This is a genomic window from Sporosarcina sp. P2 (assembly GCF_002743255.1).
Classification (GTDB): domain Bacteria; phylum Bacillota; class Bacilli; order Bacillales_A; family Planococcaceae; genus Sporosarcina.
This window is the reverse complement of record NZ_PDYY01000003.1, coordinates 115,587-141,773: the sequence shown is the minus strand read 5'-3', so window position 1 is coordinate 141,773 and position 26,187 is coordinate 115,587. Positions and strand designations below refer to the sequence as shown.

Genomic DNA, 26,187 nt, shown 5'->3' with positions numbered 1-26,187 from the left:
ATTAGAAATTACCAAATAGATTATAACAGTCTATATTACACATCAAAAAAGACATCTTCAAGAGAAAATGCCTTTTTCCATATGTATTCAGTGTGCTTCATTCTCTATTCCGTACGACCAGTGCAAGGCTTGTAGAAAAATTTCGCTTAATTCTTTCTTAGGGATTGCCAGGTGACGTGAAATCCGCTCTACTGATTCCCAATTGAAGTGCTCTACTGCTTCTATTAGTTCCATGTAAGGGCTCATTTCAGTCGGCTTGCCATTTAACGTATCCACAATGACATCAGATAAAGAAAGTAGTGGCAAAACATCTTCCCATTTACGCTGCAGCACTGCGTCAATTAATGAAAACATACCTGTAAGAAAATATTCGTCTTTATTTGGTTTTCTTTTATACTTCGCTAGCAGTTCACATGCCCGTGCGCGACGAAGTGATAATTCAATCAGTGCTTTAACACGACCATCTCGTAGACCTTGACCTAACTCATGCAACATCAAAACTTGTAGCCATTTCTTTGTCTCATTTAACCCGATCATCATAATCGCTTGCTTAATGGAGCTGATTTGGCGCGGTATATCGAAGGCTAATGAGTTTATAAAGCGTAATAATTTATAGGAAATCGATACATCGCGCATGATTAAATCGGATAGCTGATTGATAGACTGGGAATCATTTTGGAAATATTTAATAATTTGCAAATGGATTAATGTATCAGATGGAATTTCCGCACCTTTAATAATGTCGGGTTTTGCGAAAAAATAGCCTTGAAACAAATCATAACCACTCTTCAATGCAAGCTGGTAATCAGCCTCCGTCTCAACTTTTTCTGCTAATAAGGTGATCGATGGATAGTTTTTCAAAAATGCGACGATGTGATGTTTCTCCGCTATACTCGTTTGCATGAAATCTACTTTAATAATGTCCACGAGTTCAAATAACTGAGAATATGTAACATATTGTTCTTGTAAAATAAAATCATCCAGCGCCAGCGTAAATCCTGCTTCCTTAAACATCTGTAGCCGACGTAACAAAGCAGACGTTATTTCTACGTCTTCCAGAATCTCAATCACTACCTGATCAGGGTTCAGACTCATAAATACATCCTGCGCAAGTAGTTCGCCTGAAAAATTTATGAACGAACGCACACCACTCGTCACCTGATCTATTCCAACGGAGAGAAAAGTATTGATCAATAAACCGATTGTAGCCTGCTCGGGATTTATATCGGGAAAGAAGTTTTCTTCGCTATTTCGATACAATAGTTCATATGCATAAATCTCTCCTGATCGATTTAAGATTGGCTGTCTTCCGATAAATATGGAGTAATCATCCATCTATTCCATCTCCGTGTTTCATTTGAACGTCCCCTTCATTATATATATTCATCTTAGGGTATTACTGAAGCTACATATTCCCACAATTAATTCATTCAGATAATTCATTACTCCTTCTATTGTACTAGAACATACATTATTAATAAATATATTAATTAGATATAACTATACTAAGAGCCATCTATTACCGTGATCACTTTATTTGTTACACGGAGGGATTATCTTTAGTCATATACCATAAGATCATTACATATCTTGCGAAGAGGAGTTGATAACGAATGGATGATACGTTCAGAGGAAGTTATGAACCGTATATTTCTCCGTGCGATCCGTGTCCACCTGTACTAGTTAAAACATTTTCCTTGCCGCCCCAGCTTTTCATGAATTTTCAACCCGCGTCACTTCCACAATTTTCACCTGCTGAAGCCCTGCAACATGGGTCGTTGTGGCCAGCGCTAGTTGACGGCTATTCAAAAAGGGAGGGGATCTCCTGATGGATGCAACTGAACGAAGAGACATGTTGAAGAATGTGCAGCAAGCTGATTTTGTGGTAGTTGAACTGACACTCTACACCAACACGCATCCTGACGATCAGGAAGCACTTACGCAATGGCGACTTGCCATTAAAGAAGCAGCAAGTCTGAGAAAAATGTACGAAAAGCGTTTCGGACCGCTTTCCTTACATTCCATACCATCGGAACAAGCAATAGATACGGGCTGGCGCTGGAACCAAGCACCTTGGCCATGGCAAATGTAGTCTCAAATATGCACTATGTTACTGGAGGGAATGTTAATGTGGGTCTATGAGAAAAAGTTATTGTATCCGGTAGAAGTCAAAGAGTGTAACCCAAAACTTGCGAGATACATTGCAGAGCAATATGGCGGTGCAGATGGCGAACTGGCTGCTGCTTTACGCTATATGAATCAGCGATACACCGTTCCTGATAAGGTCATCGGTGTACTGAATGATATTGCAACTGAAGAGTTTTCCCATTTGGAGATGCTTGCCACTATGATTTATAAATTAACGAAGGATGCGACCCCTGAACAACTTGAAGAAGCCGGACTTGGTCCACATTATGTCAATCACGGTCATGCGTTGTTTTATGAAAATGCAAGCGGTGTACCCTTCACGACTACGTACATCCAGGCAAAGGGAGATCCAATAGCTGATCTGTATGAAGATATTGCAGCGGAAGAAAAAGCACGCGCTACGTATCAATGGATCATCGATGTCTCAGACGATGCATGGATTAATGATTCTCTTAAATTTCTAAGAGAAAGAGAAAACGTGCATTCACTGCGATTCCGCGAAGCGGTCGAAATCTTAAAAGATGAACGGGACAGGAAAAAAATCTTCTAATATGAAAGGGTCTCCTTTTTCTCTTTTCAATAGAGAGAAGGAGACCCTTTTAGTGTTTAATAACAGGGATTCAATGGTATCTTTTGTAGAGAGGGTTGATACGGAGGTGTTCTTTTTGTTAAAACGAAGAATGAAAAACGCACATCGTTCACAAGAAATTATTAATGTCTTTTTGAGAAATGGATTCAGTCATATCTTATTTCGACTTGGACTGACCGATCGAAAGTTTACTTCTACGGATGAACAAGTTGATCTAAATTTATACCACGTTGGCAAAAAATTAAGAACTGCATTGGAACAACTTGGACCAACTTTTGTTAAGCTTGGACAAATTGCCAGCGGCCGCCGTGATTTAGTACCAGAGGAAATTGCTTCAGAACTTGAAAAACTACAGGACCATGTAGAGTCCTTCCCATTTGAAGTCGTAAAAGAAATAATTGAACATCAATTAGGTGGAACAATTGAAGAACTCTTCTTGGAATTCAATGAAAAACCACTTGCCTCGGCTTCCATAGGCCAAGTGCATACCGCTCGCTTGCCTAGCGGTGAACAAGTAGCAGTGAAAGTACAGCGGCCTAATATCCAACAACAGATCAATACGGACTTAGCAATCTTGCACGACTTGGCAGGATTCCTTGAGAAGAATATGGACTGGGCGAAAGCGTATCATATAAAAGACTTAATTTATGAGTTCTCTCACTCTCTACGGGAAGAACTAGACTATCAACTAGAAGGTCGTAACGCAGAACGAATCTCGCAACAATTTGCAAAAGACCCTACTATTCAAGTTCCTGTTGTGTACGATGAATACACTACACGTGTGGTTTTAACGGCAGGATTGGTCACCGGTATTAAAGTGAGCAATATCGGTCAACTGGACCGCGAAGGATATAATCGCCAAGTTATTGCAGAAAGAATTGCGGATTCCATGCTTACTCAAGTAATGGAAAATGGCTTTTTCCACGGTGATCCTCATCCAGGTAATATCTTCATTGCACCTAGAAACGTTGTTCATTATGTAGATTTCGGTATGGTCGGCCAACTAAGTAAAGAAATGACTTATCATTTCATTTCCTTACTTATTGCATTGCAAAAAGGTAATATTGCTAGAATAATCGATGTCTTCGAAGCGATGAATATTTTGCATGAAAACACTAACACCGGTGCATTATATCGTGATTTGCAGATCATTCAGCGAAAGTATTATGAGACGTCACTTACGGATTTAAGGTTAGGCAATGTATTCATGGAAATTTTCTCAATCGCTTATCGACACCGAATACGCTTACCGAATGAAATCGCTATTCTTGTCAAAGTGATTCTTACACTTGAAGGTGTACTAGGAAAGTTAGATCCTTCATTCAGCATTATGAAAGCTATTGAACCGTATGGTAAAAAGATGGTATTTAAACAATTTGACCCACGCTACCTACTGGACAATGGTTGGCACACGTTTATCAGGAATGCCGAAGTTTTATCCGAATTGCCTAACGATATGAAAAAAGCCATCAAAACTATACAAAAAGGTAAAGTAGAATTGGATGTAGGCTTGAAGCAAACGAATATCATTTTTCGCCGACTCGATAAAATTGCGAACCGCCTTTCATTAAGTATTGTGTTATTGGCGTTTAGTATCCTTATGGTTGGACTGATTATCGGTTCTGCTATCGCTGGGCAAACTGCGCTCTTCTTAAAATTGCCACTTATTGAAGTCGGCGCGATCATTGCATCGTTAATGTTTATTTATCTGCTATTTTCTATCATTCGTTCCGGAAGAATATAGTTCTCTGTTTACCTCCCGGCAATTGGGGAATAAGAATAGCAGATTACTATTTTTCGATGGGAGGATTTTATGTGAAGAAAGATTATCAAGTAAACGAAGAGAGTAAAAACAAACAATTGGAGACATTCCGTGCATATGACGACAAACATTCTATGACAACAAATCAAGGTTTAAAGATTTCAGAGGATGAGCATTCACTAAAAGTAGGGACACGTGGTCCAACATTGATGGAGGATTTCCATTTCCGAGAGAAAATGACGCATTTTGACCACGAACGAATTCCTGAGCGGGTAGTTCATGCACGAGGCTTTGCGGCACATGGTGAATTCGAAGTCTATGAGTCCATGAAGAAATATACGAAAGCAGGATTCTTACAAGAACCAGGTGTCAAAACTCCTGTATTCACCAGATTCTCTAGTGTAGCAGGAAGTAAAGGTTCTGCTGAAACAGTGCGTGACGCACGAGGTTTCGCTGTGAAGTTTTATACGCAAGAAGGGAACTATGATTTAGTCGGAAATAATATACCGGTATTCTTTATTCAAGACGCTATTAAATTTCCAGACCTAATACATGCCGTGAAGCCTGAGCCACATAATGAAATGCCGCAAGCTGCGTCTGCACATGATACATTCTGGGATTACGTAGCGAATAATCAAGAATCCGCACATATGGTCATGTGGCAAATGTCCGATCGTGCAATTCCACGGAGCTTCCGTATGATGGAAGGTTTTGGTGTACACACGTTTCGCTTTGTAAACGAACAAGGTGAAGCTCATTTCGTGAAATTTCATTGGAAGCCAAAGCTCGGTGCCCACTCATTAGTTTGGGATGAAGCGCAGAAGATTAACGGGAAAGACCCGGACTTCCACCGCCGTGATTTATGGGAATCGATTGAAAATGGAAATTTCGTGGAATTTGAACTTGGCGTACAATTACTAGAAGAAAAAGATGAATTCAAATTTGATTTCGATATTTTAGATCCTACCAAGCTATGGCCTGAAGAAGATATTCCGGTAAAAATCATTGGGAAAATGACGTTAAACCGCAATGTAGACAATGTGTTTGCAGAAATGGAGCAAGTTGCATTCCATCCAGGTAATGTTGTGCCGGGAATTGATTTCTCGAACGATCCATTGCTACAAGGTAGATTATTCTCTTATACAGATACACAGTTAATACGTCTTGGCGGACCTAATTTCCATGAGTTGCCTATCAACCGACCAGTCTGTCCGTTCCATAATAACCAGCGTGACGGATATGGTAGACAGACGATCAACGTCGGACAAACTCACTATCATAAAAATTCTTTATCCAACAATAAACCCGATACGACTCCCGGCGAAGACGGCGGATATGTACATTACCAAGAGAAGGTAGAGGGCCGCAAAGTACAAGCCCGAAGCGATTCGTTTAAGGACCACTTTTCACAAGCCCGTTTATTTTGGAATAGTATGTCTGACCCGGAAAAAGAGCATATCATCGCAGCATTCAGCTTTGAAATTGGAAAAGTGAATGATATGAATGTGAGAAAACAAGCCGTAGATATGTTTGCTAATGTCGATATGGATATGGCCACCCAAGTTGCAGATGCAGTGGGTGTCGAGGCACCAACAGATGTTGCGCAGTCCACTGAATCTAAGTCTTCCCCTGCCCTTAGTCAGGAAAACATGGTGAAGGTGCCGGATACTCGTACAGTGGCGGTATTGATCGCAGACCAGTTTGACGATGAAGCACTTGAGCCATTTTTGAAAGCTTCATTGGATGCTGGTATGACGATTGATATTGTGAGCGAGAAGTTTGGCAAGCTGACGGGTAAGAACGGAGCTACAGTCGATGTAGACGAAACGTTGTTGACAGTTCACTCCGTCCTATACGATGCGTTGTATGTCGTCGGCGGACAGGCGAAGCAACAACAGAAGTTCGAGGCGGATGTCGCTGATTTTGTCAATGAAGCGTATATGCATTTCAAACCAATTGGCTCTGCTCCAGCGGCTAAAGGGTTGATGGAGAAGACAAAAGTCAAACCAGGTCCTGGCATTCTGACGAACTTGACGGTTTCAGGTGAAGGCAAGCAGTGGGTAGAGGCAGTTGCACACCACCGTTTCTGGGATCGTAATATTTACGCATAATCACAAACTAAGGCTGTCGCAAGAAGATCCACTTTTTGCGGCAGCCTTTTTATGCACAGTTTTAAGTTAATTATTAGTAACGTGTTACTTGTCTACTTCTTCTCCAATATGCCAATAAACTTCGAGGCTGCTGGTGATAAAGATACCGCCTTTAAGTAGCATACGCCGATACTCCGCTTAGGTATGGCTTTCAGAAATTCTACTTCCTGTAGCATGCCACGTTCTAAGTATTCTTCCGAGAATTCTTTCACCACACACGCAATGCCCAAATTAATTTGAGCAAATTCTAGCAACAACTCATGCGACCCCAGTTCAAATTCAGGATCAATCTTTACACCTTCCTTCAACAGAAACTCCTCTACATACTGCCGCGAATTAGATTTCGACTCTAGTAATATCAAAGGCAACCTCGAAAGCTCATGCAAAGGTACAGGTTTCAAAAACAACTTTTTAAACCGTTCGCCATATACGAAGGTATCCTGCACATCGAAACAAACACGCTTCTCCAACGAATCATCTTCTATTGGAAAATTACAAACTGCAATATCCACTTCGCCAGATTTCAACGCGGCGATTAGCTCTAACGTAGTACCATTAATAATCTTGAATCGGATACCCGGAAAACTCGTATGAAAAGCTTCCAGATAGGGGAGCAGATAATAACGCGAGATCGTATCCCCTACCCCTATTTTTAATTCGCCCAATGATAGATTCTTTAATTCCTGCAACTTTTCATTGCCTGCCTCGATTAAATTCAGTGCCGAATTGACATACTCGTAGAGCAAGGAGCCTTCATCGGTCAATGACACTCCTTTGGATGTACGATTGAATAGACGTGTATCCAATGCCCCTTCTAGCTGCGATATGATTTGACTGACAGCAGGTTGTGTCATAAATAAACTTCGGGCGGCTTTTGAGAAGCTTTCATTATGCACAACTGTACGGAAGACTTTATACCACTCCAAGTTGATCGACATATAAACACTCCTTATATCCCTTATTAAGTATATTAATTTTACTTATATCATAAATGGACGGTATAATACAAAGAAGAGAGATCAAATTGAGTTTCACTAAGGAGCGATTGTTTTGGGAAGAGTTGTTGGAACGGTTGTTAGAGGATTGCGTTGCCCAATTATTAATGAAGGTGACAATATTGATCAAATCGTAGTGGATAGTGTATTAGAAGCTTCTGAAAAAGAAAATATTACGTTTCAAGATAAAGATATCGTATCCATCACGGAATCGATCGTAGCGCGTGCACAAGGAAATTATGCAACAATCGATGATATCGCAAAAGATGTTGAAGCGAAATTTGGTAATGATACTATTGGCGTTATTTTCCCTATTCTTAGTCGTAACCGCTTTGGAAACTGCTTACGCGGTATTGCAAAAGGTGCGAAGAAAATCGTTTTGATGCTTAGCTACCCTTCCGATGAGGTGGGTAACCACTTAGTCGAGCTTGATCGCCTAGATGAAAAGGGAGTTAACCCTTGGACTGACGTATTGACTGAAGCTGAGTTCCGTGAACATTTTGGTGATAATAAACACCCATTCACAGGTGTTGACTATATTGAATACTATAAATCATTGATGGACGAGTTCGGTGTTGAACATGAAGTTATATTCTCCAATAACGCGCGAACGATTTTAGATTATACAAAAACTGTATTGACTTGCGATATTCACTCACGCTTCAGAACAAAGCGCATTTTGGAAGCAAACGGTGCCGAAAAGATTTACGGTTTGGATGATATCTTGAGAACTTCTATTGACGGCAGTGGCTACAATGAAGAGTTCGGATTACTTGGCGCAAACAAAGCGCAAGAGGACAGTATCAAATTGTTCCCTCATAGCTGTCAGCCTATAGTGGATAACATTCAGAACATGTTAAAAAAAGAAACAGGCAAGCATATTGAAGTGATGATTTACGGAGATGGCGCGTTTAAAGATCCAGTGGGTAAGATTTGGGAACTGGCTGATCCAGTTGTATCCCCTGCATACACAGACGGGCTTGACGGTATTCCAAATGAAGTGAAACTAAAATACTTAGCCGATAATGATTTCTCTGAATTACGCGGAGAAGAATTAAAGAATGCTGTGTCCGAATTCATCGAGAACAAAGATTCAAATTTAATGGGATCTATGGCGTCACAAGGAACAACTCCTCGTAAGCTAACGGATTTAATCGGATCCTTATCCGACCTGACTTCAGGTAGCGGAGACAAAGGTACACCTATTGTCTTTATTCAAGGCTATTTCGATAACTTCACAAACTAACAAATTACACCTGTGAGCATCCTCACAGGTGTTTCTTTATTTTATCGCCCATGTATTATAAACAGATTTTTCTATGCTACAATGGACGTAATTTACGTGAAGTTCATATGAAAAGACACTACTATCATGTAGTGTCTTTTCATACAGTTTAACATTTCATTCCACGATAGCACGTTGGCGCATCTGACTGAATAGCATGAATAAGCCAAGCGCGATTAGTACTACAACCATGAGAACCAAATACATTTGTTGGTAGCCGAGGATCGGTACAAGCAATCCGAGTACATACGGACCAAAGCCAAAACCCATGTCTAAGAAGATGAAGAACGTGGATGTAGCAACACCTAAGCGCTCAGGTTTAACGCCTTGCAACGCAATCGCTTGCGCACATGATTGAAAGTTTCCAAACCCGAGTCCAAGAACACCACCCGCAAGCAATAGCATCCAACCTGCATTTGTCTCGCTTAAGAATAACAAGCCGCCAGCAAATAATGATAATGAAGGATAGACGACAAACTTACTCCCCTTTACATCCAATAGTTTTCCCGTGTATGGTCTCGAGAGCAATACAGCAATGGCGTATACTAAAAAGAAGAAGCTGGCTGCACTGACTAAGTTGAGTTCCGCTGCATAGAACGAAATGAATGACAGCACACCAGAATAAGCAATAGCAGCTAACAAAGTCACGAACGCGATCGGTAATGCGCGCACTTCTACTAATCCGTTAACCCTAAATTTCTTTGTTGGTGTTTGTACATTCTTTTTAGGCATGACCATGGGGTTTTTCTTAACAAAAGAGAACATGGCTGCACAACTAACACTGAGTGCTAGACAAAACATAAAAAGTACGGTGAAATGATAGTGCTGACTTAGGAAAATACCGAAAAACGGCCCAACCGCTGTAGCCAGGACCGAGCTTAAACTGAAATACCCAATACCTTCACCTCGACGTGAGGGGGGTAGCATTTGAGCTACCATCGTGCCAGTGGCGGTCGAAGATATACCAAGTCCAACTCCATGAAAGAATCGGTTTACCATCAATAGTGGTAAGTTTTCTACACCAAGATAAATGACGGATGCCAATACAGAGACTAACAATCCTATCAATAGAATCCTCCGGCTACCGACCTTTTCTATTAACCCACCTACTGCAAGGCGTGCACAAAGTGTCCCAATGATGAAAATACCTGACACGAGACCTGCAACACTAGTTGATACGCCATACTCCTTCACTGAATAAGGCCCAATGGTAACTATAAGTAAATACATTACTAGCATTAAGAAGAAGTTGATGATAGATATAACGATAAAGTCTTTTGTCCAAATGGCCCTATTTTCCATTTTACCACTCTCTCATTTATGAAGATTTTTATTCGCTCGTTTTTATATACGAATGCCCACTTCTAATTCTTCCTCTGTGGCATCTTCAAGTAAATTCTCATAAAACACTTCCAAGTCTACCATACTATTTGATATTGTTGTTCATCCTTGTTTTGCTAGACAACTTTAATGACACTCCGATTTTCAACTTTTCTACGTGCTGCAATTTCCGCTAACGTCATTTTACCCGAAATCATACATAAACTATATCGTTAATCGACATTCGAGTAGTACCACATCCTTAAACTGAACAATAGTAAAAGGCAAACCCCGATGTGAGGTTTGCCTTTTGACGTGTATATTATTGTGCAATGGCTTCCAATGAATGAACGACCATTTTTGCAGCATGTGCTCGCGTTGTGGGATGGTTTGGCATGAATTTGCTATTGTCCCCCGTTGCGATATTCATTTGATAAAGACCTGCTATTGCCCACTGTGTGTCTTTTGAGAACTTCTGAATATCTGTAAACGGTGCAGCCACTGTTGGAGTGAAAGGCTTTCCAGTTGCTACTTCATACGTTCGGCTAAGTACCAATGCTAACTGCGCACGCGTAATGGGCTTGTTTGGCATGAAGTGACCATTGACTCCATTTACTAAATCATGATCATAAGCCGCTTGAATATCCATCTTGGTGCTGTCCGCGTAGTCTGCTAAATCAGTAAATGCCCATTTTGTGCTTTTAGGTTTTAAATCTAGCGCACGGACAATGATTGAAATAGCTTGTGCACGAGTCAGTGATGCGTCCGGTCGGAAAGTGTGATCTGCATAGCCACTAACAATACCTTTCTGTGCTGCCATTTCGATTACTTCTTTAGCCCAATGATTTGTGATATCTGTAAACACCATGGTTGGCTCTTTATCTACTGTGTATTTAGTATTCAAGTGTTGTATGCTCCTCGTGCCGTTCTGATTAACGGCTTGAACAGAGAAGTGATACTCCTTATTCGGCTCAAGATCTGTAATTTCATAGGACAATACAGGAGACATCACTTCGCCTACCATTTTATCACCAGCAAAGACTTGATACGTCGAGACCATTCCCGTATCAATAACCGGTTTCCAGTTTAACTCTACTGTTGTCGCATTTTTGGCTGTGACAGTAAGCGCATCTTTGGCAAACCATGAATAGTTCTCCATCAATGATTTATGGAAAGCCTCCATCACTACTTTGTAGCCCGCTTGACTTAAATGAATATTTTTAGGATTAGGCAGGTACGTATAAGGATCCTCGGCAATTTTCTTTGATGTCTCTACAAACTGTGCTGTAGTGCCTGTCATGCCTTTTTTAATCGCGTCATTTAACGTTATGACGAGCTGATTCACTACGGGTTGATTTTGTGGACTCAAGTAAGGGAATGGATTGTAATAGCCCATCACATATACTTGTGCAGCCGGGTTCAGTTGATAAATTTTAGCCAAGATCTTTTGCGTATTCATCCCGACTTTCATTATAGCTGCCTGTAATTCCTCTGGGTTGAATTGCGGTGTGCCTTTGTCATCAAACGTAAACTTTGGCAACACATCATTTGCGCCAATTGTTAACGTAATGAGATCTGCTTCTTTCACCGATTGATGAAGGCTAGCTGTTTTATCAGAATGTCCGATCCCTACAATCGGCTTCGTGACATCCATCTCAAAATCCCTCAAGACATCGTCTGTTTTATAGCCTGGGTACGAAAACCCTTTATTGCTAGCTTGCAATACTTCACTTGTAGCCAGTTCCTCTGCTAAAAAGTCTGTATAGCCTTTACCTAGTTCGTTATTCGGTGTGACACCCGCCGCTAATGAATCCCCAAGCGCTAAATAATTAATAGGTGAAATCCACGTAGGTGCTTTTTCAGGATCTGCAGCAGACGCTTGTAACGGCAGGATAGCCATTTGCAAAACTAAGGCAAATGCCAACACAACATAGCTAAACGACTTTTTGGTCATTATACATACCACCTTCCCATTTTCAGATTATTGTAATTTTAATAATAGTCGCTAGCTTGCCAGTTTGTCAAATCTCAGTTCGAACGTCCCACAGTTCTGGAAAAAAGCGATGATCAAGTACAGATTTTAGATAATGAACACCCGAAGAGCCGCCTGTACCTTTCTTAAAACCAATAATGCGCTCCACTGTTTTCATATGCCTAAAGCGCCATTGCTGATGGCTGTCTTCGATATCCACTAGCTTTTCTGCCAATTGATACAAATCCCAATATTGATCCACATTGCGATAGACTTCAAGCCATGCAGCCGCAACACTCGGATCTCCTTCGTAAGTAATTGAAAAATCACGTGTTAGCAAGTTCGTATTGATAGCAAAACCTGCACGTGCCAACGCTTGAATAGCTACATCGTAAATTCCTGGTGCTTGATACGCTTTCGCTAATTTCGCTGACAGCTCGGAATCCTTTTCATAGATTTTAATAATATGTGGTTGCTTATAACCTAAAGCAAACTCAATCAAACGATTTTGATAGGATTGGAACCCTGAGGCCTTACCTAAACTGTCCCGAAATTCCATGTACTCGGCAGGTGTCAACGTAGCTAGTACATCCCACGCCTGAATAATTTGAGTCTGAACTTTCGAGACGCGAGCAAGCATTTTGAACGCTTCCGGTAACTCATCTTGCTGAATTGATTCGATTGCTGATTCCAACTCGTGTAAAATCAGCTTCATCCACAATTCATTTACTTGATGAATCACGATGAAAAGCATTTCATCATGATGTCCTGACAAACGCTCTTGGCTCGATAGCACCTTATCTAAATGTAAATACTCACCGTACGTCATCGATTCACGAAAATCGGTGTGAATTCCCTTCTCCTTCATGGCTGCAACCTCCTGACGACTGCACGGACGGGACTTCCATCCGCATCTTCTAGTGCCAATGGCAATGCAACTAATTCATAATATCCTTCTTCCAATGAATGCAATACTAGATTCTCGATGATGATCACATCATTGCGATATAACGAATGGTGACCAGGTAGATCTTTACTAGTCTCTGAATCAACAGATGGCATATCCACACCAATTAGACGTATACCCCGCTCTTTCAATAACGGTCCGACATCCTCTCCGATAACCGTGAAGTTCTCAGGAAACTTCGTTGGTGTTGGATGACTTCCGGTTTTCAATAATAAGCGTTCTGCACCGCCAAAATCAAACGGCTCCAAATCTGCCTTTGTCACACAACTAACTCCTGTTACATCTACCAAACAAGCTTTGCCTATATACAAATCCACTGGCAACTCCAAAATTTTCAAGCCATCATCATCATAATGGAAAGGTGCATCCGTATGCGTGCCGATATGCGTACTCATCGTTAATTTGCCGATATTAACCGAACCGGATTGCTCTTTCGTTACGGTTACTTCATAGGTAAACGGTGTGTCGCCAGGCCACTCCGCAATACGCTGATTCAAAGGTTGTGTAATATCGATCCACTGATTCGTCATGCAACCACCCCGCGCTCATTCGGAAACTGTTTATATAGATCTTCTTGCATAATCTTTTTGAGGATTTGTACCGTTTGCCAAACGTCTTCGAATGAATTATACAATGCAACTGGTGCTAATCTAATACCATCAGGTGCACGGAAGTCTGGAACGACGCCTTGTGCTTTCAATGCTTGACAGATTCTTGCTGCTTCCTTGTGCTGTAGCAATAAGTGGCCTCCACGCGTATCATCTAGTGGATTCCCAATACCAAAAGAATACGCACTTAGTTCATCCTCTATACAACTCAACATAAAGCTTGTCAGTTTCAATGACTTTTCACGGATTCCCTCCATTCCAAGCTCCTCGAACATTTCGAGTGAACCGAGTAGCGGAGCCAGGCTCAATATATGCGGTGTGCCTATTTGGTATGCACCTGCATCTGTTGCAGGCGTCATTCTATGATTCATATCAAATTGCTTCATCTTATCGGAGCCGAACCATCCTGCAAGTCCTGCTTCTATACCAAAATGTCTTTCGTTGACGAATAAACCGCCAACGGATCCAGGTCCGCCATTCAAGTGTTTATATGTACACCAAAAAGCGAAATCTACGTCCCAATCGTGAAGTGCATGCGTTACAGATCCAACCGAATGCGATAAATCGAATCCAATTGGAATATCTCTTTCTCTTGCCGCTTGCGTAAGCATTTTCATATCTAGTACTTGACCACTACGATATAAAACGGATGGCAGTACAATCAATGCGACATCCTCCGTCATGGCATTAATAATTTGGTTTTCATCCAACGTCAGACCATCTTCACTTTTCACACGAATCAGATGCTCTTCCGGATCCAGGCCTTGTACACGAATCTGACTTTGTAACGCATAAATATCTGACGGAAAATTTAATTCATCGGCTAGTATTTTCATTCGTTTCTTCGAAGGTCGATAAAATGTAGAAATCATTTGATGTAGATTCGTCGTAGTGGAACCTGTCGCAATCACTTCGGATTTTTTACCTCCCACTAGCGGTGCCATTCTTCCACCTATTTGTTCTGCCATGTAAAACCACGGATGCGTTCCCTCCGTCCAGCCATCAATTGCAAGTGTCTTCCAAGCGTCTAACAGTTCGAATAACTTTTTCTCTGCACGCTTTGATAATAATCCAAGTGAATTACCATCCATATAGATTTTCTCTAACGGTAAATAAAATTCTTCTCTGTAAGATGCTAGTAAATCTTGCTGATCTAATGTTTTTGCGTATTCTAACGTATTGGAGTTCATATATATTCTCCTTTCTAACTGTACATAAATAATACCATAATGGCATTCGATGTCGTTTGAATAATGGCATGAACTCCCGCAACATTCTATGCTAGACTTTATTGAAAAGGAGGCTTTCATCACTATGGAAACATTTACAGAACAGGCCGTGGCAATCATTCAAGCTATTCCTCCAGGTCGTGTGATGACCTATGGACAAGTGGCCGCAGAAGCAGGCAACCCTCGGGGCGCAAGACAAATCTCACGTATTTTACATTCGATGAGTGCTAAATATGAATTGCCTTGGCATCGCGTCATTAATGCACAAGGCGGGATCTCTACTCCGGAAAATGCACAAAGTAAAGGTGAAACGCAACGTGAACGATTGCTCGCGGAAGGTGTTCAATTCAACGAAAATGGTCGTGTCTCTCTCGATACGTATCGCTGGCACCCTGATTGAATGGAAGTATGTTAATGAGCGGTTAGGACATCGTTATGATCACTTAGGCAAGCTAATAGAGCGTTCACGGGAGTTAATAGAGCGCCCGTTAAGTATCATAGGGCGGTGGAAGATGAACTATGCTCGCTTAATCTAATTAATGAGCGCAAAGGCTGTTTTCCTTCAATTTCAACACAAAAAATCGCTTGGCATCTAATATGCCAAGCGTTATTTGTATTTATACTTGTAATAAACTCAAAAACTTCTTTGTACGCTCATGTTTTGGATAGTTGAAGATCTCAGCTGGCGCACCGCGTTCTACAATGACACCCTGATCAATAAAGATTACTTCATCGGCAACTTCCTTTGCGAACCTCATTTCATGCGTTACAACAGCCATCGTCATACCTTCATGCGCTAGATCCTTCATAACTCGAAGTACCTCGCCAACAAGTTCAGGATCCAGAGCGGATGTCGGTTCATCGAATAACATGACTTTCGGATCCATCGCAAGCGCTCGTGCAATCGCAACACGCTGTTGCTGACCACCCGAAAGTTGGAAAGAATACTTGTCTTTATGTTCAGCCAACCCTACTTTATCAAGTAACAGTTCTGCCTTCTTCACAGCTTCCTTACGCGATAGTCCTTTGACTGTAGTAAGTCCTTCTGTTACATTACCTGTCGTTGTTAGATGTGGAAACAGATTATAGCTTTGAAATACCATTCCCGTCAATCGTCGGAATGCACTGATAGATTTTTTAGAGACCGCCGAATTAAAGTCTAACTTCTGCCCATCTATAGACAGCACCCCACCATTCGGTGTTTCAAGCACATTCAAACAACGTAACAACGTAGATTTACCAGAACCCGAAGGCCCAATTATCACGACCACTTTTCCCTGTTCGATTTCTAAATCTACATTTTTTATCACTTCTTGTGATCCGAAAGACTTTTTCAGTCCTTGTATAGAAATCATGATAATCCCCCCGTCTTACCGACAACACGATCCAGGCGTATTTCAATTCTTCCTTGAATAATCGACAAGATGAAACAAATCACCCAATATACAAGAGCTGCCATGACATAGACGAATAAAAACTCATAGTTCATGGAGGCAATTTCTTGCGCCCGCCTGAATGTCTCAGCTACTAAAATCGTAGCTGCGAGCGATGTATCTTTTACCAATCCAATAAAGGAATTCGAAAGCGGTGGCACAGACACTCTGGCGGCTTGTGGTAAAACAATCTTCCGCAATGCCTGCGAGTAATTCATTCCAATAGAATATGCTGCTTCCCACTGTCCTTTAGGAATGGACAGTATTGCTGCTCGAATGATTTCGGAGGCATAGGCACCAACATTCAGTGAAAATCCTATGATCGCGGACGGGAAAGGATCAATGGTAATACCGATTGTTGGCAAACCGTAGAATATAATAAATAATTGTACAAGCAAAGGCGTTCCACGGATGATTGATACATACACTCGCGCTATTGCCCGCAAGAATTTACTAGATGAAATTCTTGCCAAGGCAGTAAATATTGCAATGATCAATCCAATACTAAATGCGATGATTGCTAAGGGAATCGTATACTTAATAGCCCCTTCAATCAAAGGCCCGATGGATGTTGATGCGATTTCCTGGAATCTCTGTATCCGTTCGGGACTTAGCGCAATCGTATTAAGATACATCTTCGCCGAACCATTTTTCGGAAATCGTCTTCAATGTACCGTCTTCACGCATCGCATCCAACGCTTTGTTTATTTCCTCTATTAAGTCGTCATTGCCTTGTCTGAATAAAAAAGCGCTCTCCGATTGATTATCTTTGGAGATTTCTTCTTCCTCTACAATTTTAATAGGCGCATCAGGTTTTTGCTTCAAGTAATCGAGTGCAGAAAGTTTGTCATTGTACGTACCATCTACTCGTTTAGAAATGACTAAGTCGACGCCTTGGTTGAAACCGTCAATCTTTATAATTTCCGCACCATTAGCTTTCGCTAGTTCACCGTAGTTACTTGTCAATGTCTGCGCAGCTTTTTTTCCTTCCATTCCATCAAACGCAATATCAGCGTCTTCACGAACAACTAAAACAGAATTCGAGTGCGTATATGCTTGAGAGAATTCATACTTTGCTTTGCGCTCTTCATTAATACCGACTTGGTTGGCAATCATGTCAAACCTTTTTGCATCTAATCCCGCGAAAACAGCATCCCACTGTGTTTCAAAAAACTTTGCTTCCACCCCTAGACGTTTAGCCACTTCTTGTGTAACTTCTACATCATAGCCTGTGAGCTTTCCCGATTCATCATGAAAAGAGAAAGGTGCGTATGTTCCTTCCGTTCCTACATTGAGCACACCGGTTGCGAGTACATCTTCAAGCAGACCGTCTTGCTCTGTTGGTTTTTCAGCGGAGTCGTTAGGTTTACTATCTTCTTTGCCGCCACATGCTACCAAAAAAGCAGCCAATAAAACGATCATAAACGGTATAAGTACTTTTTTCATTTATAAAACCCCACTATTCTTATAAGTATTTGTTGTTTAGAATCATAAAAGATTGCGTAGACTCTGTCAACATCTAAATCTTGTAATGTATGTTATTACACTATACAGAATACATCATCAAAACTAAATACTTCTTTCTTAAAATAGTAAAATAATAATATGATCCCTTACACGTTTTAATTATCTAAAGAAAGGGCATACAATCGCTATACTACTAACTTAGGGGTTGGATCACATGGATCAAGGATATGAGAACACACGAAGGAAATTAAATAAAACATTGAAGCCATCATGGGTTTTCGCAATCGCACTCGGCTCGTCTGTTGGTTGGGGCGCGTTCATCTTACCAGGAGATTGGATTCAATCTTCCGGACCACTTGGCGCAGTCATTGGATTAGGAATTGGAGCACTCGTGATGATGATCATCGCCTCCAGCTATGGCGTAATGATCAAGAAGTTTCCGGTTTCTGGAGGCGGATTTACATATGCTTTTGTTGCGGCGGGTAAAATATGGGCGTTTATTTGCGGCTGGTTCTTGTCACTCGGATATATATCGATCGTCGCATTAAATGCTTCTGCACTCACTTTATTACTGAAGTTTTTAGCGCCTGGATTTATGAAACAAGGGTTTCTGTATAACGTTGCGGGGTGGGACGTCTACATACCCGAAATACTCATTGCCAGTTTACTGATTTTAGCATTTGCGTTTATTAACACGACAGGAACAAGTATTTCAGGCCGGATTCAATTTTATTTCAGCGTCTTACTCGTTGCTAGTGTCCTAGTACTTGGTATCTTCACATTCGCTGGGGCCGAACAACCACTTGCGAATATGCAACCTTTGTTTAAAGGTAACCAGTCCATTATTACTTCTATACTTGTAGTATTGGCGATTGCACCATGGGCATACGTTGGATTTGATAATGTGCCACAAGCCGCGGAAGAATTTAACTTCTCTCCCCGTAAAGCAACTATGCTAATTGTAGCTTCTCTTTTCACTTCATTCATAATCTATGCAATCATGATTGGCTTAACTAGCTGGACATACCCTGCATCAGCAAGTATCGGAAGCGGTGATTTATGGATAACAGGTGATGTGGTTCAATCCGCACTAGGGGTTGGAGGATTAGCTGTTATGGCAGTGGCGATTGTCATGGGAATCTTCACTGGTTTGAATGGATTCTTCATGTCTTCTAGTCGTCTATTATTCTCTATGGCGCGCGCACGTGCATTACCTAACTTCTTTCGTGGGATGACAGCTAACCAAACGCCTAAATGGGGGATTTGGTTCGTAGCATTCATTACATTGCCGACACCATGGTTTGGTCGTCAAGCATTGACATGGATCGTTGACATGTCTTCAACGGGCGTATCCGTAGCCTACTTCTTCACTTGTCTCGCAGCATTTAAAGTACTTGCTTTTGGCAAAGAAGAAATGGGACGCGAAATTGCACCATTAAAAAAGTTCTTGGCATTACTAGGTATGGTGGCGAGTGGGTCGTTCTTGGCATTATTACTTGTGCCAAACTCTCCAGCAACACTCACAACTCCTTCATACATACTGTTACTCGCTTGGACAATCGTTGGAGTAGTCTTCTATACGGCTATCCGCAAGCGTTATAACAGCCTAACGCAAGAAGAAACCGAGTATTACGTATTAGGTAAATCCATCGAATCAGAAGTGATGGATACAACGCCTACAAAACAAAATTCAGATCTGGCAATTCCACAAGCCACTCGTTCGTAGACATACTAGATAATAGGACCGCCACAAATCTACACTGCTTGTGGCGGTCCTTTTTTACGATTATATAGCAGGTGAAGGATGCACGTATCATTAGCTTCAGATCAACAGTGTTATTCCACTTACTCTTTCCTTTCCTCACGGTAAATAGCAGGGAACTTAACGCTCACTGCTTTCGCTACGTACAGTCTTATAGAAGTCCAATCCACTGCCAGTATGTCGCACTAAATAACAAGATTAGTAAGTAACCGATAATAGTAAGGGGAACACCCGTCTTTAAGAAGTCCTTCACCGAGAAAGCACCGGTTCCATATGCCAACATATTCTGCGGAGCACTAACAGGCAACAAAAACCCGAAACTGATGACGAACTGCTGAATTAAAACAAATCCAACTTCATTGACATCAAGTGAAATAGTCGTTGCTAAAGCAATAAATATCGGAATCAGTGCAGACGATAAACTCGTTGCACTGGCAAATCCGAGGTGAATCAAGATATTAAATAGCGACAGTAAAGCAATCGTTGCAAGCAATGGCATAGTGTCTAAGCCCATTGCACCGAACACTTTATCAGACAGCCACTGTGCACCTGTTGTATCTAATAATAGTGTGCCCAGTGAGATACCTACAGCGAAGACGACGATGGTTCCCCACGGAATCATTTGTTGAACAGTTTTCCAGTCAAATACACCAATCTTTGGCGTCAGTAAAATTGCAATGGCAACTATGGTGACAGTCGTTGTATCAAATGGATGCAGTTTTTCTTCTGTTGCCCACAAGAATAGTAAAGCAACTGCAACAACAATCAAGCGGAGTTCGGAAGCTTTGATTTTGCCTAGTTCTTTTAATTGGCCTTGAATCAATTCCTTACCGCCTTCTACTACTTGCGTTTCGGGTTTAATAGTCAATTTCATGATGAAGTATAAAGCAATTGACATGAGAATAGCCCATGGAGCCGCATACAAGAACCATGAACTCCACGCAACGGATACACCAAACTCCTTCTCAATAAAGCCAAGTGCGACCATATTCTGTGCAGCACCTGTCTTAATACCGACGTTCCAGATTGAAACGGATTGAACAGCTGTGATGACGAGCAAAGCTCCCAATCGACTGTTTGTTGGTAACCCGAATGCAGCGACCATACCAAGCAAAATCGGTACGACCGCACCGGCACGCGCGGTTGCACTTGGTACGAAGAATGCTAAGACGATGGATACGACGATGGAACCAAAGATAATCGCTCCGGTCTTGACGCCTACTTTCGAAAGGATGTACAGCGCTAAGCGTTTATGCAAATTGGTTGTCTGCATAGCAGTTGCGAGGAACAACGCTGCCGCTACTAGTGCTACAGCGGGACTCGAGAATCCGGCCAACGCCATTCTTAAGGCATTTTGTGTTCCTAGCAGTTCCTCAGGGTTTTCCATATTTGGTGAGAGGCCGAGGAGCACTGCGGCTAACCCAAGAATCATGGCTGCGCTGACAGGGTACGGTACGGCTTCTGTTACCCATAGGATAACTGCGAATGCTAAGATAGCAAGTGCTCTTTGGCCGACTACAGGGAGATCTGCAGGGTTAGGGAGTAAAACGATGGTTAGGAGTGTAGCGAATGCTAAGAGTATCCACACTCCATTAAGATTGCGTTTTTGCTTCTCAGGTCGACGCGAATCTTCTTGTGTCGTTGTCACAGGTGTTCATTCCTTTCTAGATGTAGTTATTTTTTCATCATACCCAAAATGTTTTACAATTAACTGTATTCGCGAAATATGTTAGAGCGATATTGAACTACATTGTAATAAAGCGGCTTTAGGAAGCAGTTCACTTCTTAGACAATTAACTGCTTAGTAATTCTTTCGTTTTACATTCTTTAAAATGATTTTACTTTTCGGGATGCTCGGTATGTCGACGAGACTGTAGCTCAAATCCTGCTTTGGTACATCAAATGTCATACGGTTCGCAAAGTAATCCAAACTCACTTTCATCACTTCAATTGTCGCCCACTCTCCTGCGCAACGGTGGTTAAGGACGAACTCTCCCCCACCCTGTGGTATGAGATTATATGGGGTGATCGGCTCTTCCTTAAATCGCATCGGATTGAACACTTCGGGATTATTCCATATAGATGGATCATGGTTCGTTCCATAAAAGTCGAGCATCGTTAGCGTTCCTTTTTTAAATGCATAACCTTCCCACGTAAAGTCTTTTTTCACACGTGCAGCATTGAACGGGAAGAAGGGATAGAGTCTGCGTACTTCCTGAACGAAGTCTTGCAAATCTTTTTCATCGCCTGAAGCCAATCTCTTATGCTCTTGTGGATGCTGAATGATTGCGTGTACTTCAAATGCAATATAGATAGAGATTGCCACAATCGGACGAATGATGTTCAATACTTCTACAGCAGCTATTCTTTCCTTCAGCAACTCATTATTTTCATCTCGGTGAAAGGCAAAGACTTTCATAGCTGTCCCTTCAAAAGGAATCAAATCACCTTTTCGAACGGATTTAATAAGACCACCAAGCCATGTCTCCAATACCTGCCGTGCTTTCTTCGCTTTCCACTGCTTATAACCGAGCGTGACAGGTGATTCAAAAAGTTGAATAATTGCCTCCTTTTTCTCTTGTACTTCTTTTTCTTTTAACGGAACACCTGCCCACTGACAGGCTAAGCGCAGAAGTAATTCCTGTGCCTCTTTATAGACATTCACTTCCTGTTGCTTTTCAAAGTCGCTTAGCTTCCGCTCCCATTGACCCCTCGCCATTTCTTTCAACTGATTGATTTTATCTGCAGACATGAGTGACATAAATGCTTCCTTACGATGCTGATGCGCGGCTCCGTCAAGTGATTGTACGCCGCCTTCACCTGTTAATGTTTCTTGGAAGCGCTTCGGCATAGCACTTTTTCGAATAAACTTCTCTGTATCATAAAAGAGCTCTGCAGCTTTTTCTCCTGACAGGCAAATGACTTTTTCACCAAGTACATGCGTTTCAAATATATTGGATTGCAACCCTTTTCTACGATTACGTAAAAATTGGTACCCTTCACGAATCATATTTGCCGTCTGGCTTTTCCCTTCTACTTTTGGTATTGTCCTGTTCTCTTGCATGAGCGGTCACTTCCTTTTCAAATACTTTCTATAGCTTTACCCTGTTCGGCTTGCATGTAATCGGTCTATTCCTCTATTGACATATCTTTCTGACGTGATAAAATTCAAAACGATAACTTTCTATGTATGTAATGAGTGATCTATTTTATAATAAATCAATATCATCCATATTTTCATTCGCAACAGCAAAGAGACAGAGCGGAGTACTCCTTCGTCCTTTAAGGGGATGACAGGAGTTTTTCTACATTTACAGGAGGTCATAAGCATGTTTCCAATTAAGGCGATTCATACGCCAACCGTTAAAGCGTCGGTCATACTAACAGTGCTAATTGTGGTAATGATTAGTAGCAGTATCGTAGTATTCGAATCCGTACCACATGTACCTATTTTATTTGCTATTCTTTTATTATTTGGCTATGGATTATGGAAGAAGATCTCTTACAGAGAGTTAGAACGTGGGTTGGTAGAAGGTGCGAGTTCCGGGATGAGCGCGGTGTTCTTGTTTTTCTTCATCGGGGTTCTTGTGAGTAGCTGGATGATGGGCGGGACGATTCCTACCTTGATCTATGCGGGACTCCAAATCATTACTCCCACTTTTTTCTATGCCATCGTGTTCATCGTCACAGCCATTATCGGCTTATCTGTCGGTAGTTCATTGACAACTGTTGCCACAATTGGCGTGGCGTTTATCAGTATGGCACATATTTTGGAACTTTCTTTGCCAATTGCAGCAGGTGCAATTGTCTCGGGGGCATTCTTTGGTGATAAGATGTCACCGTTGTCTGATACGACCAACTTGGCCTCTTCAATTGTTGGTGTAGACCTATTCGAACATATCCGAAATATGGGATGGACAACATTTCCCGCATTCTTTATTTCACTTATCTTATTTGGTGTATTATCACCAAACGTGACATCTAGTGATTTTACGACAATCGAGAAATACAGTGATGCACTCATGGGTACGAACTTGATACATTGGTATACGCTGATCCCTGTTGTAGTGCTAATCATTTTGACATTGGTTAAGGTACCGGCTATTCTCACACTGGCTGTCAGTGCATTGTCTGCCATTGTCATTGCATATATTCATACCTTTTATGGAGTTTCCGAAGTATTGAGTATTTTATTTAGTGGTTATGAGGGGTCTACAGGTGTCGCTGTCGTCGATGAATTGCTGTCTCGCAGCGATGGAATGGAAGGCATGATGTTCACGATCTCACTTGTTTTGCTCGCACTTAGTATGGGCGGTATGCTGTTCACATTAGGTATTGTGCAATGCTTACTTGCAAAAATTGAAAGTGTGTTACGTAAAGTGTCATCAGTTATTTTGACGTCTGCACTTACCGCCATTGGCATTAACGTATTAATTGGCGAACAATATTTGTCTATCTTATTGACAGGCCAGGCCTTCCAATCCAGCTACGAAAAGGTCGGACTGGCAAATAAAAATTTGAGCCGTGTAATGGAAGATGCTGGAACTGTCATTAATCCTCTTGTTCCGTGGAGTGTAGCAGGAATTTTCATCACTACTGTGCTGGATGTTCCCACGATCGCTTATTTACCCTTTGCGTTTTTCTGTTTATTAAGCCCGATTTTGACTGTACTATTTGGTTATTTAGGGAAGACGCTGACACGCATTTAATTTTAGTTACGACAGGATCATATCATCTTGTTGCTGATCAAGCCGCCGGATTTCTTCTTCTAAAGCTGCACGTTTTCTTGCAAGTCGGTCCTGTATACGACGGACATCTTGCATGACTGCGTGTAGCTTCTTTTTGCCGTCTGTAATACGTGTATGGACCATCCAGTCAGAAAATATATTGTCGAAAAACATGTCAGTGAATTTAAAGATATCATTTTTATTTACTTGGTAGGAATCTGTCGCGGCATCCTGTACATCCATCAATTCCGTCTCGTAATGCCGTAGCGCCCGTTGTGCTTGATGGACATAATCATCCGAACTATTGATTTCGGAGTACTTTAATGCGGAAACGAAAATCCCTCCCCCTAAAAATGTATCCCACATCGATATCCCTTCGGCTGAATCTAGTTTTTTTAGTGCATCCACCAAAGCTCGTTCCGCCTTTTCCCCCGCTTCAAACGCTTCACCTATTTCACGTAACATAGAATAGACACGTACACGATCATCCGAAATCTTCTGGAGCGTCCGATTGGCAACAGAATCATTCATGCGAATCCATGATTCTTTTTTCTCCAAAAAATCTTCCCAATCCTCTTCAACATGCATGAAATCTGGTTTCTCCAGTTCATTACGTAAGTCTTCCAATTCTACAGTCAGATCTAGTACGTTTTTTTCTGCCTCATTATATTTCAATTCTACTTCTGCCGCTTCTTCTATCTCCTTTTTCATCTTCTCGTCCCATCAACCCGTCCATTCACTAATTTTGTTTGCAAATGAAAACTTACCAAGCTTCACAACGTCCTGCTGTTCTTTCGTTAACTGACTGTGAAGTTGATCACGTTTTTGCTTCGTAGTGAGTAGTTTTTCGTTCGTCTGCTCTAAACGTTTCATCAAACGACGCTGATTCACTCGTTTTTCCTGTAGAATATTTTGTTGTTTTTGAATATCTTGCCGCATGTTGACCACTCCTTTCCTACTGTACGAAGAAGTATTAAGGAAGGATTCAAAATTTTCATGCATACTATTTTATGTTTAGTCCATATTAATGCTAAACGCATGAAATGACGTGAACATAATGGAATTCGATTCAATTTGGAAAGCGGTACTCATTATTGTGGCAGGCATTGTTCTTTTACATATTTCTGGCCGCAAGTCCATTTCACAAATGACAGTCGGTCAAACCGTGTTGATGATTGCGGTCGGCACATTATTGATTCAGCCTGTAGCAAACAAAAATTTATGGCAAACCTTGTTCCTATCCTTTATTTTAGTGCTGACACTTTTTATATTTGAACTACTCGCGCTGAAGTGGAATTTCTTTGAAGGGATTTTACGTGGAAGATCTAAAGTAGTGATTGAAAATGGCATCCTCAAAATATCTACTATGAAAAAACTCCGCTTAACCGTGGATGAATTGGAAATGCATTTGCGGCAAAGTGGGATTGAAAGAATTGACGATGTAAAATGGGCGACTATTGAAATGAGTGGACAGCTTGGTTATGTCTTGATTGATCGCAAGCAATATGCGACTAAGGAAGACATAGCAAGACTTCAGCTGACATTGGAAGATATGAGCAAACAACTGGACCTTACTGTTCCTTCCACATTTACGACTACGCCTAACATCGAGAATTCCAACCTCTTCACGGAAATAGAAAACCCTACTTCTGTTTCTAAACCGCTTGAATAAAAGTTTAACTTGCGAGGGAAAGGGGGAAGTTACTAATAACAACTCCAAAATCGAAAGGAAGAAGTATATATGATAAGAGTAATAAAAAAGTTAGTAAAATG

The 26,187-nt window shown here is 41.4% G+C and carries 24 protein-coding genes; 10 read left to right on the top strand and 14 right to left on the bottom strand.

What is annotated here, in order from left to right; translation table 11 throughout:
- Positions 1–87: 87 nt before the first annotated feature.
- A complete protein-coding gene (locus tag CSV67_RS04705) occupies positions 88–1,335 on the bottom strand; it encodes an EAL and HDOD domain-containing protein (protein WP_099630476.1) in 1,248 nt (415 codons plus the stop codon).
- Between the two features lie 278 nt (positions 1,336–1,613).
- Here CSV67_RS04705 and CSV67_RS04700 point away from each other — a divergent pair, with 278 nt between their 5' ends.
- From CSV67_RS04700 to CSV67_RS04680, 5 genes are all read left to right on the top strand, one after another.
- Positions 1,614–1,829 carry a spore coat associated protein CotJA gene (locus CSV67_RS04700; RefSeq protein ID WP_099630475.1) on the top strand — a complete coding sequence of 72 codons (216 nt, stop codon included), beginning with the start codon at positions 1,614–1,616 and terminating at the stop codon, positions 1,827–1,829.
- A complete protein-coding gene (locus tag CSV67_RS04695) occupies positions 1,829–2,092 on the top strand; it encodes a spore coat protein CotJB (RefSeq protein WP_099630474.1) in 264 nt (87 codons plus the stop codon). The genes CSV67_RS04700 and CSV67_RS04695 overlap by 1 nt, the downstream gene beginning before the upstream one ends.
- Positions 2,093–2,128: 36 nt before the next feature.
- Positions 2,129–2,698 (top strand): manganese catalase family protein, encoded by a 570-nt coding sequence (locus CSV67_RS04690; protein ID WP_099630473.1) that lies wholly within the window; start codon positions 2,129–2,131, stop codon positions 2,696–2,698.
- Between the two features lie 115 nt (positions 2,699–2,813).
- Entirely contained in the window at positions 2,814–4,481 is a 1,668-nt protein-coding gene (locus tag CSV67_RS04685; RefSeq protein ID WP_099630472.1) for an ABC1 kinase family protein, read from the top strand.
- A gap of 71 nt (positions 4,482–4,552) precedes the next feature.
- Positions 4,553–6,610 carry a catalase gene (locus CSV67_RS04680; protein WP_099630471.1) on the top strand — a complete coding sequence of 686 codons (2,058 nt, stop codon included), beginning with the start codon at positions 4,553–4,555 and terminating at the stop codon, positions 6,608–6,610.
- Between the two features lie 92 nt (positions 6,611–6,702).
- Here the strand turns inward: CSV67_RS04680 and CSV67_RS04675 are convergent, their stop codons facing one another.
- Positions 6,703–7,587 (bottom strand): LysR family transcriptional regulator, encoded by an 885-nt coding sequence (locus CSV67_RS04675; protein ID WP_099630470.1) that lies wholly within the window; start codon positions 7,585–7,587, stop codon positions 6,703–6,705.
- A 112-nt stretch (positions 7,588–7,699) separates the two neighbouring features.
- Between CSV67_RS04675 and CSV67_RS04670 the strand changes: the two genes are divergently transcribed.
- Complete coding sequence (locus CSV67_RS04670; RefSeq protein ID WP_099630469.1) at positions 7,700–8,890, top strand: coenzyme F420-0:L-glutamate ligase; 1,191 nt, start codon at positions 7,700–7,702, stop codon at positions 8,888–8,890.
- 156 nt (positions 8,891–9,046) lie between these two features.
- On the opposite strand, the gene CSV67_RS04665 is transcribed toward CSV67_RS04670, so the two are convergent.
- From CSV67_RS04665 to kynU, 5 genes are all read right to left on the bottom strand, one after another.
- Entirely contained in the window at positions 9,047–10,231 is a 1,185-nt protein-coding gene (locus CSV67_RS04665) for an MFS transporter (protein ID WP_099630468.1), read from the bottom strand.
- 340 nt (positions 10,232–10,571) lie between these two features.
- Positions 10,572–12,203 (bottom strand): S-layer homology domain-containing protein, encoded by a 1,632-nt coding sequence (locus tag CSV67_RS04660; RefSeq protein WP_099630467.1) that lies wholly within the window; start codon positions 12,201–12,203, stop codon positions 10,572–10,574.
- 67 nt (positions 12,204–12,270) lie between these two features.
- Complete coding sequence (kynA, locus tag CSV67_RS04655; RefSeq protein ID WP_099630466.1) at positions 12,271–13,089, bottom strand: tryptophan 2,3-dioxygenase; 819 nt, start codon at positions 13,087–13,089, stop codon at positions 12,271–12,273.
- Entirely contained in the window at positions 13,086–13,718 is a 633-nt protein-coding gene (kynB, locus tag CSV67_RS04650) for an arylformamidase (RefSeq protein ID WP_099630465.1), read from the bottom strand. The genes kynA and kynB overlap by 4 nt, the downstream gene beginning before the upstream one ends.
- Positions 13,715–14,986, bottom strand: coding sequence for a kynureninase (gene kynU / locus CSV67_RS04645; RefSeq protein ID WP_099630464.1), 1,272 nt, complete (start codon positions 14,984–14,986; stop codon positions 13,715–13,717). Before kynU ends, kynB begins: the two co-directional genes overlap by 4 nt.
- A 124-nt stretch (positions 14,987–15,110) precedes the next feature.
- Between kynU and CSV67_RS04640 the strand changes: the two genes are divergently transcribed.
- Entirely contained in the window at positions 15,111–15,425 is a 315-nt protein-coding gene (locus CSV67_RS04640) for an MGMT family protein (protein WP_099630463.1), read from the top strand.
- Between the two features lie 217 nt (positions 15,426–15,642).
- Here the strand turns inward: CSV67_RS04640 and CSV67_RS04635 are convergent, their stop codons facing one another.
- Genes CSV67_RS04635 through CSV67_RS04625 form a run of 3 tightly spaced genes read right to left on the bottom strand, consistent with a single transcriptional unit; the run spans position 15,643 to position 17,904 of the window.
- Positions 15,643–16,380 carry an amino acid ABC transporter ATP-binding protein gene (locus tag CSV67_RS04635; RefSeq protein ID WP_099630462.1) on the bottom strand — a complete coding sequence of 246 codons (738 nt, stop codon included), beginning with the start codon at positions 16,378–16,380 and terminating at the stop codon, positions 15,643–15,645.
- On the bottom strand, positions 16,377–17,093 hold the full coding sequence (locus tag CSV67_RS04630; protein ID WP_099630461.1) for an amino acid ABC transporter permease: 717 nt from the start codon (positions 17,091–17,093) through the stop codon (positions 16,377–16,379). Before CSV67_RS04630 ends, CSV67_RS04635 begins: the two co-directional genes overlap by 4 nt.
- Positions 17,083–17,904, bottom strand: coding sequence for an amino acid ABC transporter substrate-binding protein (locus CSV67_RS04625; RefSeq protein WP_099630460.1), 822 nt, complete (start codon positions 17,902–17,904; stop codon positions 17,083–17,085). Before CSV67_RS04625 ends, CSV67_RS04630 begins: the two co-directional genes overlap by 11 nt.
- Before the next feature lie 235 nt (positions 17,905–18,139).
- Between CSV67_RS04625 and CSV67_RS04620 the strand changes: the two genes are divergently transcribed.
- Positions 18,140–19,651 carry an APC family permease gene (locus CSV67_RS04620; RefSeq protein ID WP_099630459.1) on the top strand — a complete coding sequence of 504 codons (1,512 nt, stop codon included), beginning with the start codon at positions 18,140–18,142 and terminating at the stop codon, positions 19,649–19,651.
- 187 nt (positions 19,652–19,838) lie between these two features.
- Here the strand turns inward: CSV67_RS04620 and CSV67_RS04615 are convergent, their stop codons facing one another.
- Both CSV67_RS04615 and CSV67_RS04610 read right to left on the bottom strand, forming a co-directional pair.
- A complete protein-coding gene (locus CSV67_RS04615) occupies positions 19,839–21,335 on the bottom strand; it encodes a DASS family sodium-coupled anion symporter (RefSeq protein ID WP_199173132.1) in 1,497 nt (498 codons plus the stop codon).
- Between the two features lie 153 nt (positions 21,336–21,488).
- Positions 21,489–22,751 carry a cytochrome P450 gene (locus CSV67_RS04610; protein ID WP_099630458.1) on the bottom strand — a complete coding sequence of 421 codons (1,263 nt, stop codon included), beginning with the start codon at positions 22,749–22,751 and terminating at the stop codon, positions 21,489–21,491.
- A gap of 265 nt (positions 22,752–23,016) precedes the next feature.
- Between CSV67_RS04610 and nhaC the strand changes: the two genes are divergently transcribed.
- The gene (nhaC, locus tag CSV67_RS04605; RefSeq protein WP_233192558.1) at positions 23,017–24,396 is read left to right on the top strand and encodes a Na+/H+ antiporter NhaC; all 1,380 of its coding nucleotides are present in this window, start codon (positions 23,017–23,019) and stop codon (positions 24,394–24,396) included.
- 6 nt (positions 24,397–24,402) lie between these two features.
- Here nhaC and CSV67_RS04600 read toward each other — a convergent pair whose 3' ends face one another.
- Together CSV67_RS04600 and CSV67_RS04595 are read right to left on the bottom strand one after the other, a co-directional pair.
- On the bottom strand, positions 24,403–25,125 hold the full coding sequence (locus CSV67_RS04600; RefSeq protein ID WP_099630456.1) for a hypothetical protein: 723 nt from the start codon (positions 25,123–25,125) through the stop codon (positions 24,403–24,405).
- Between the two features lie 12 nt (positions 25,126–25,137).
- The gene (locus CSV67_RS04595) at positions 25,138–25,353 is read right to left on the bottom strand and encodes a hypothetical protein (protein ID WP_099630455.1); all 216 of its coding nucleotides are present in this window, start codon (positions 25,351–25,353) and stop codon (positions 25,138–25,140) included.
- Positions 25,354–25,471: 118 nt separating this feature from the next.
- Between CSV67_RS04595 and CSV67_RS04590 the strand changes: the two genes are divergently transcribed.
- Positions 25,472–26,086, top strand: coding sequence for a DUF421 domain-containing protein (locus CSV67_RS04590; RefSeq protein WP_233189505.1), 615 nt, complete (start codon positions 25,472–25,474; stop codon positions 26,084–26,086).
- Positions 26,087–26,187: the final 101 nt, after the last annotated feature.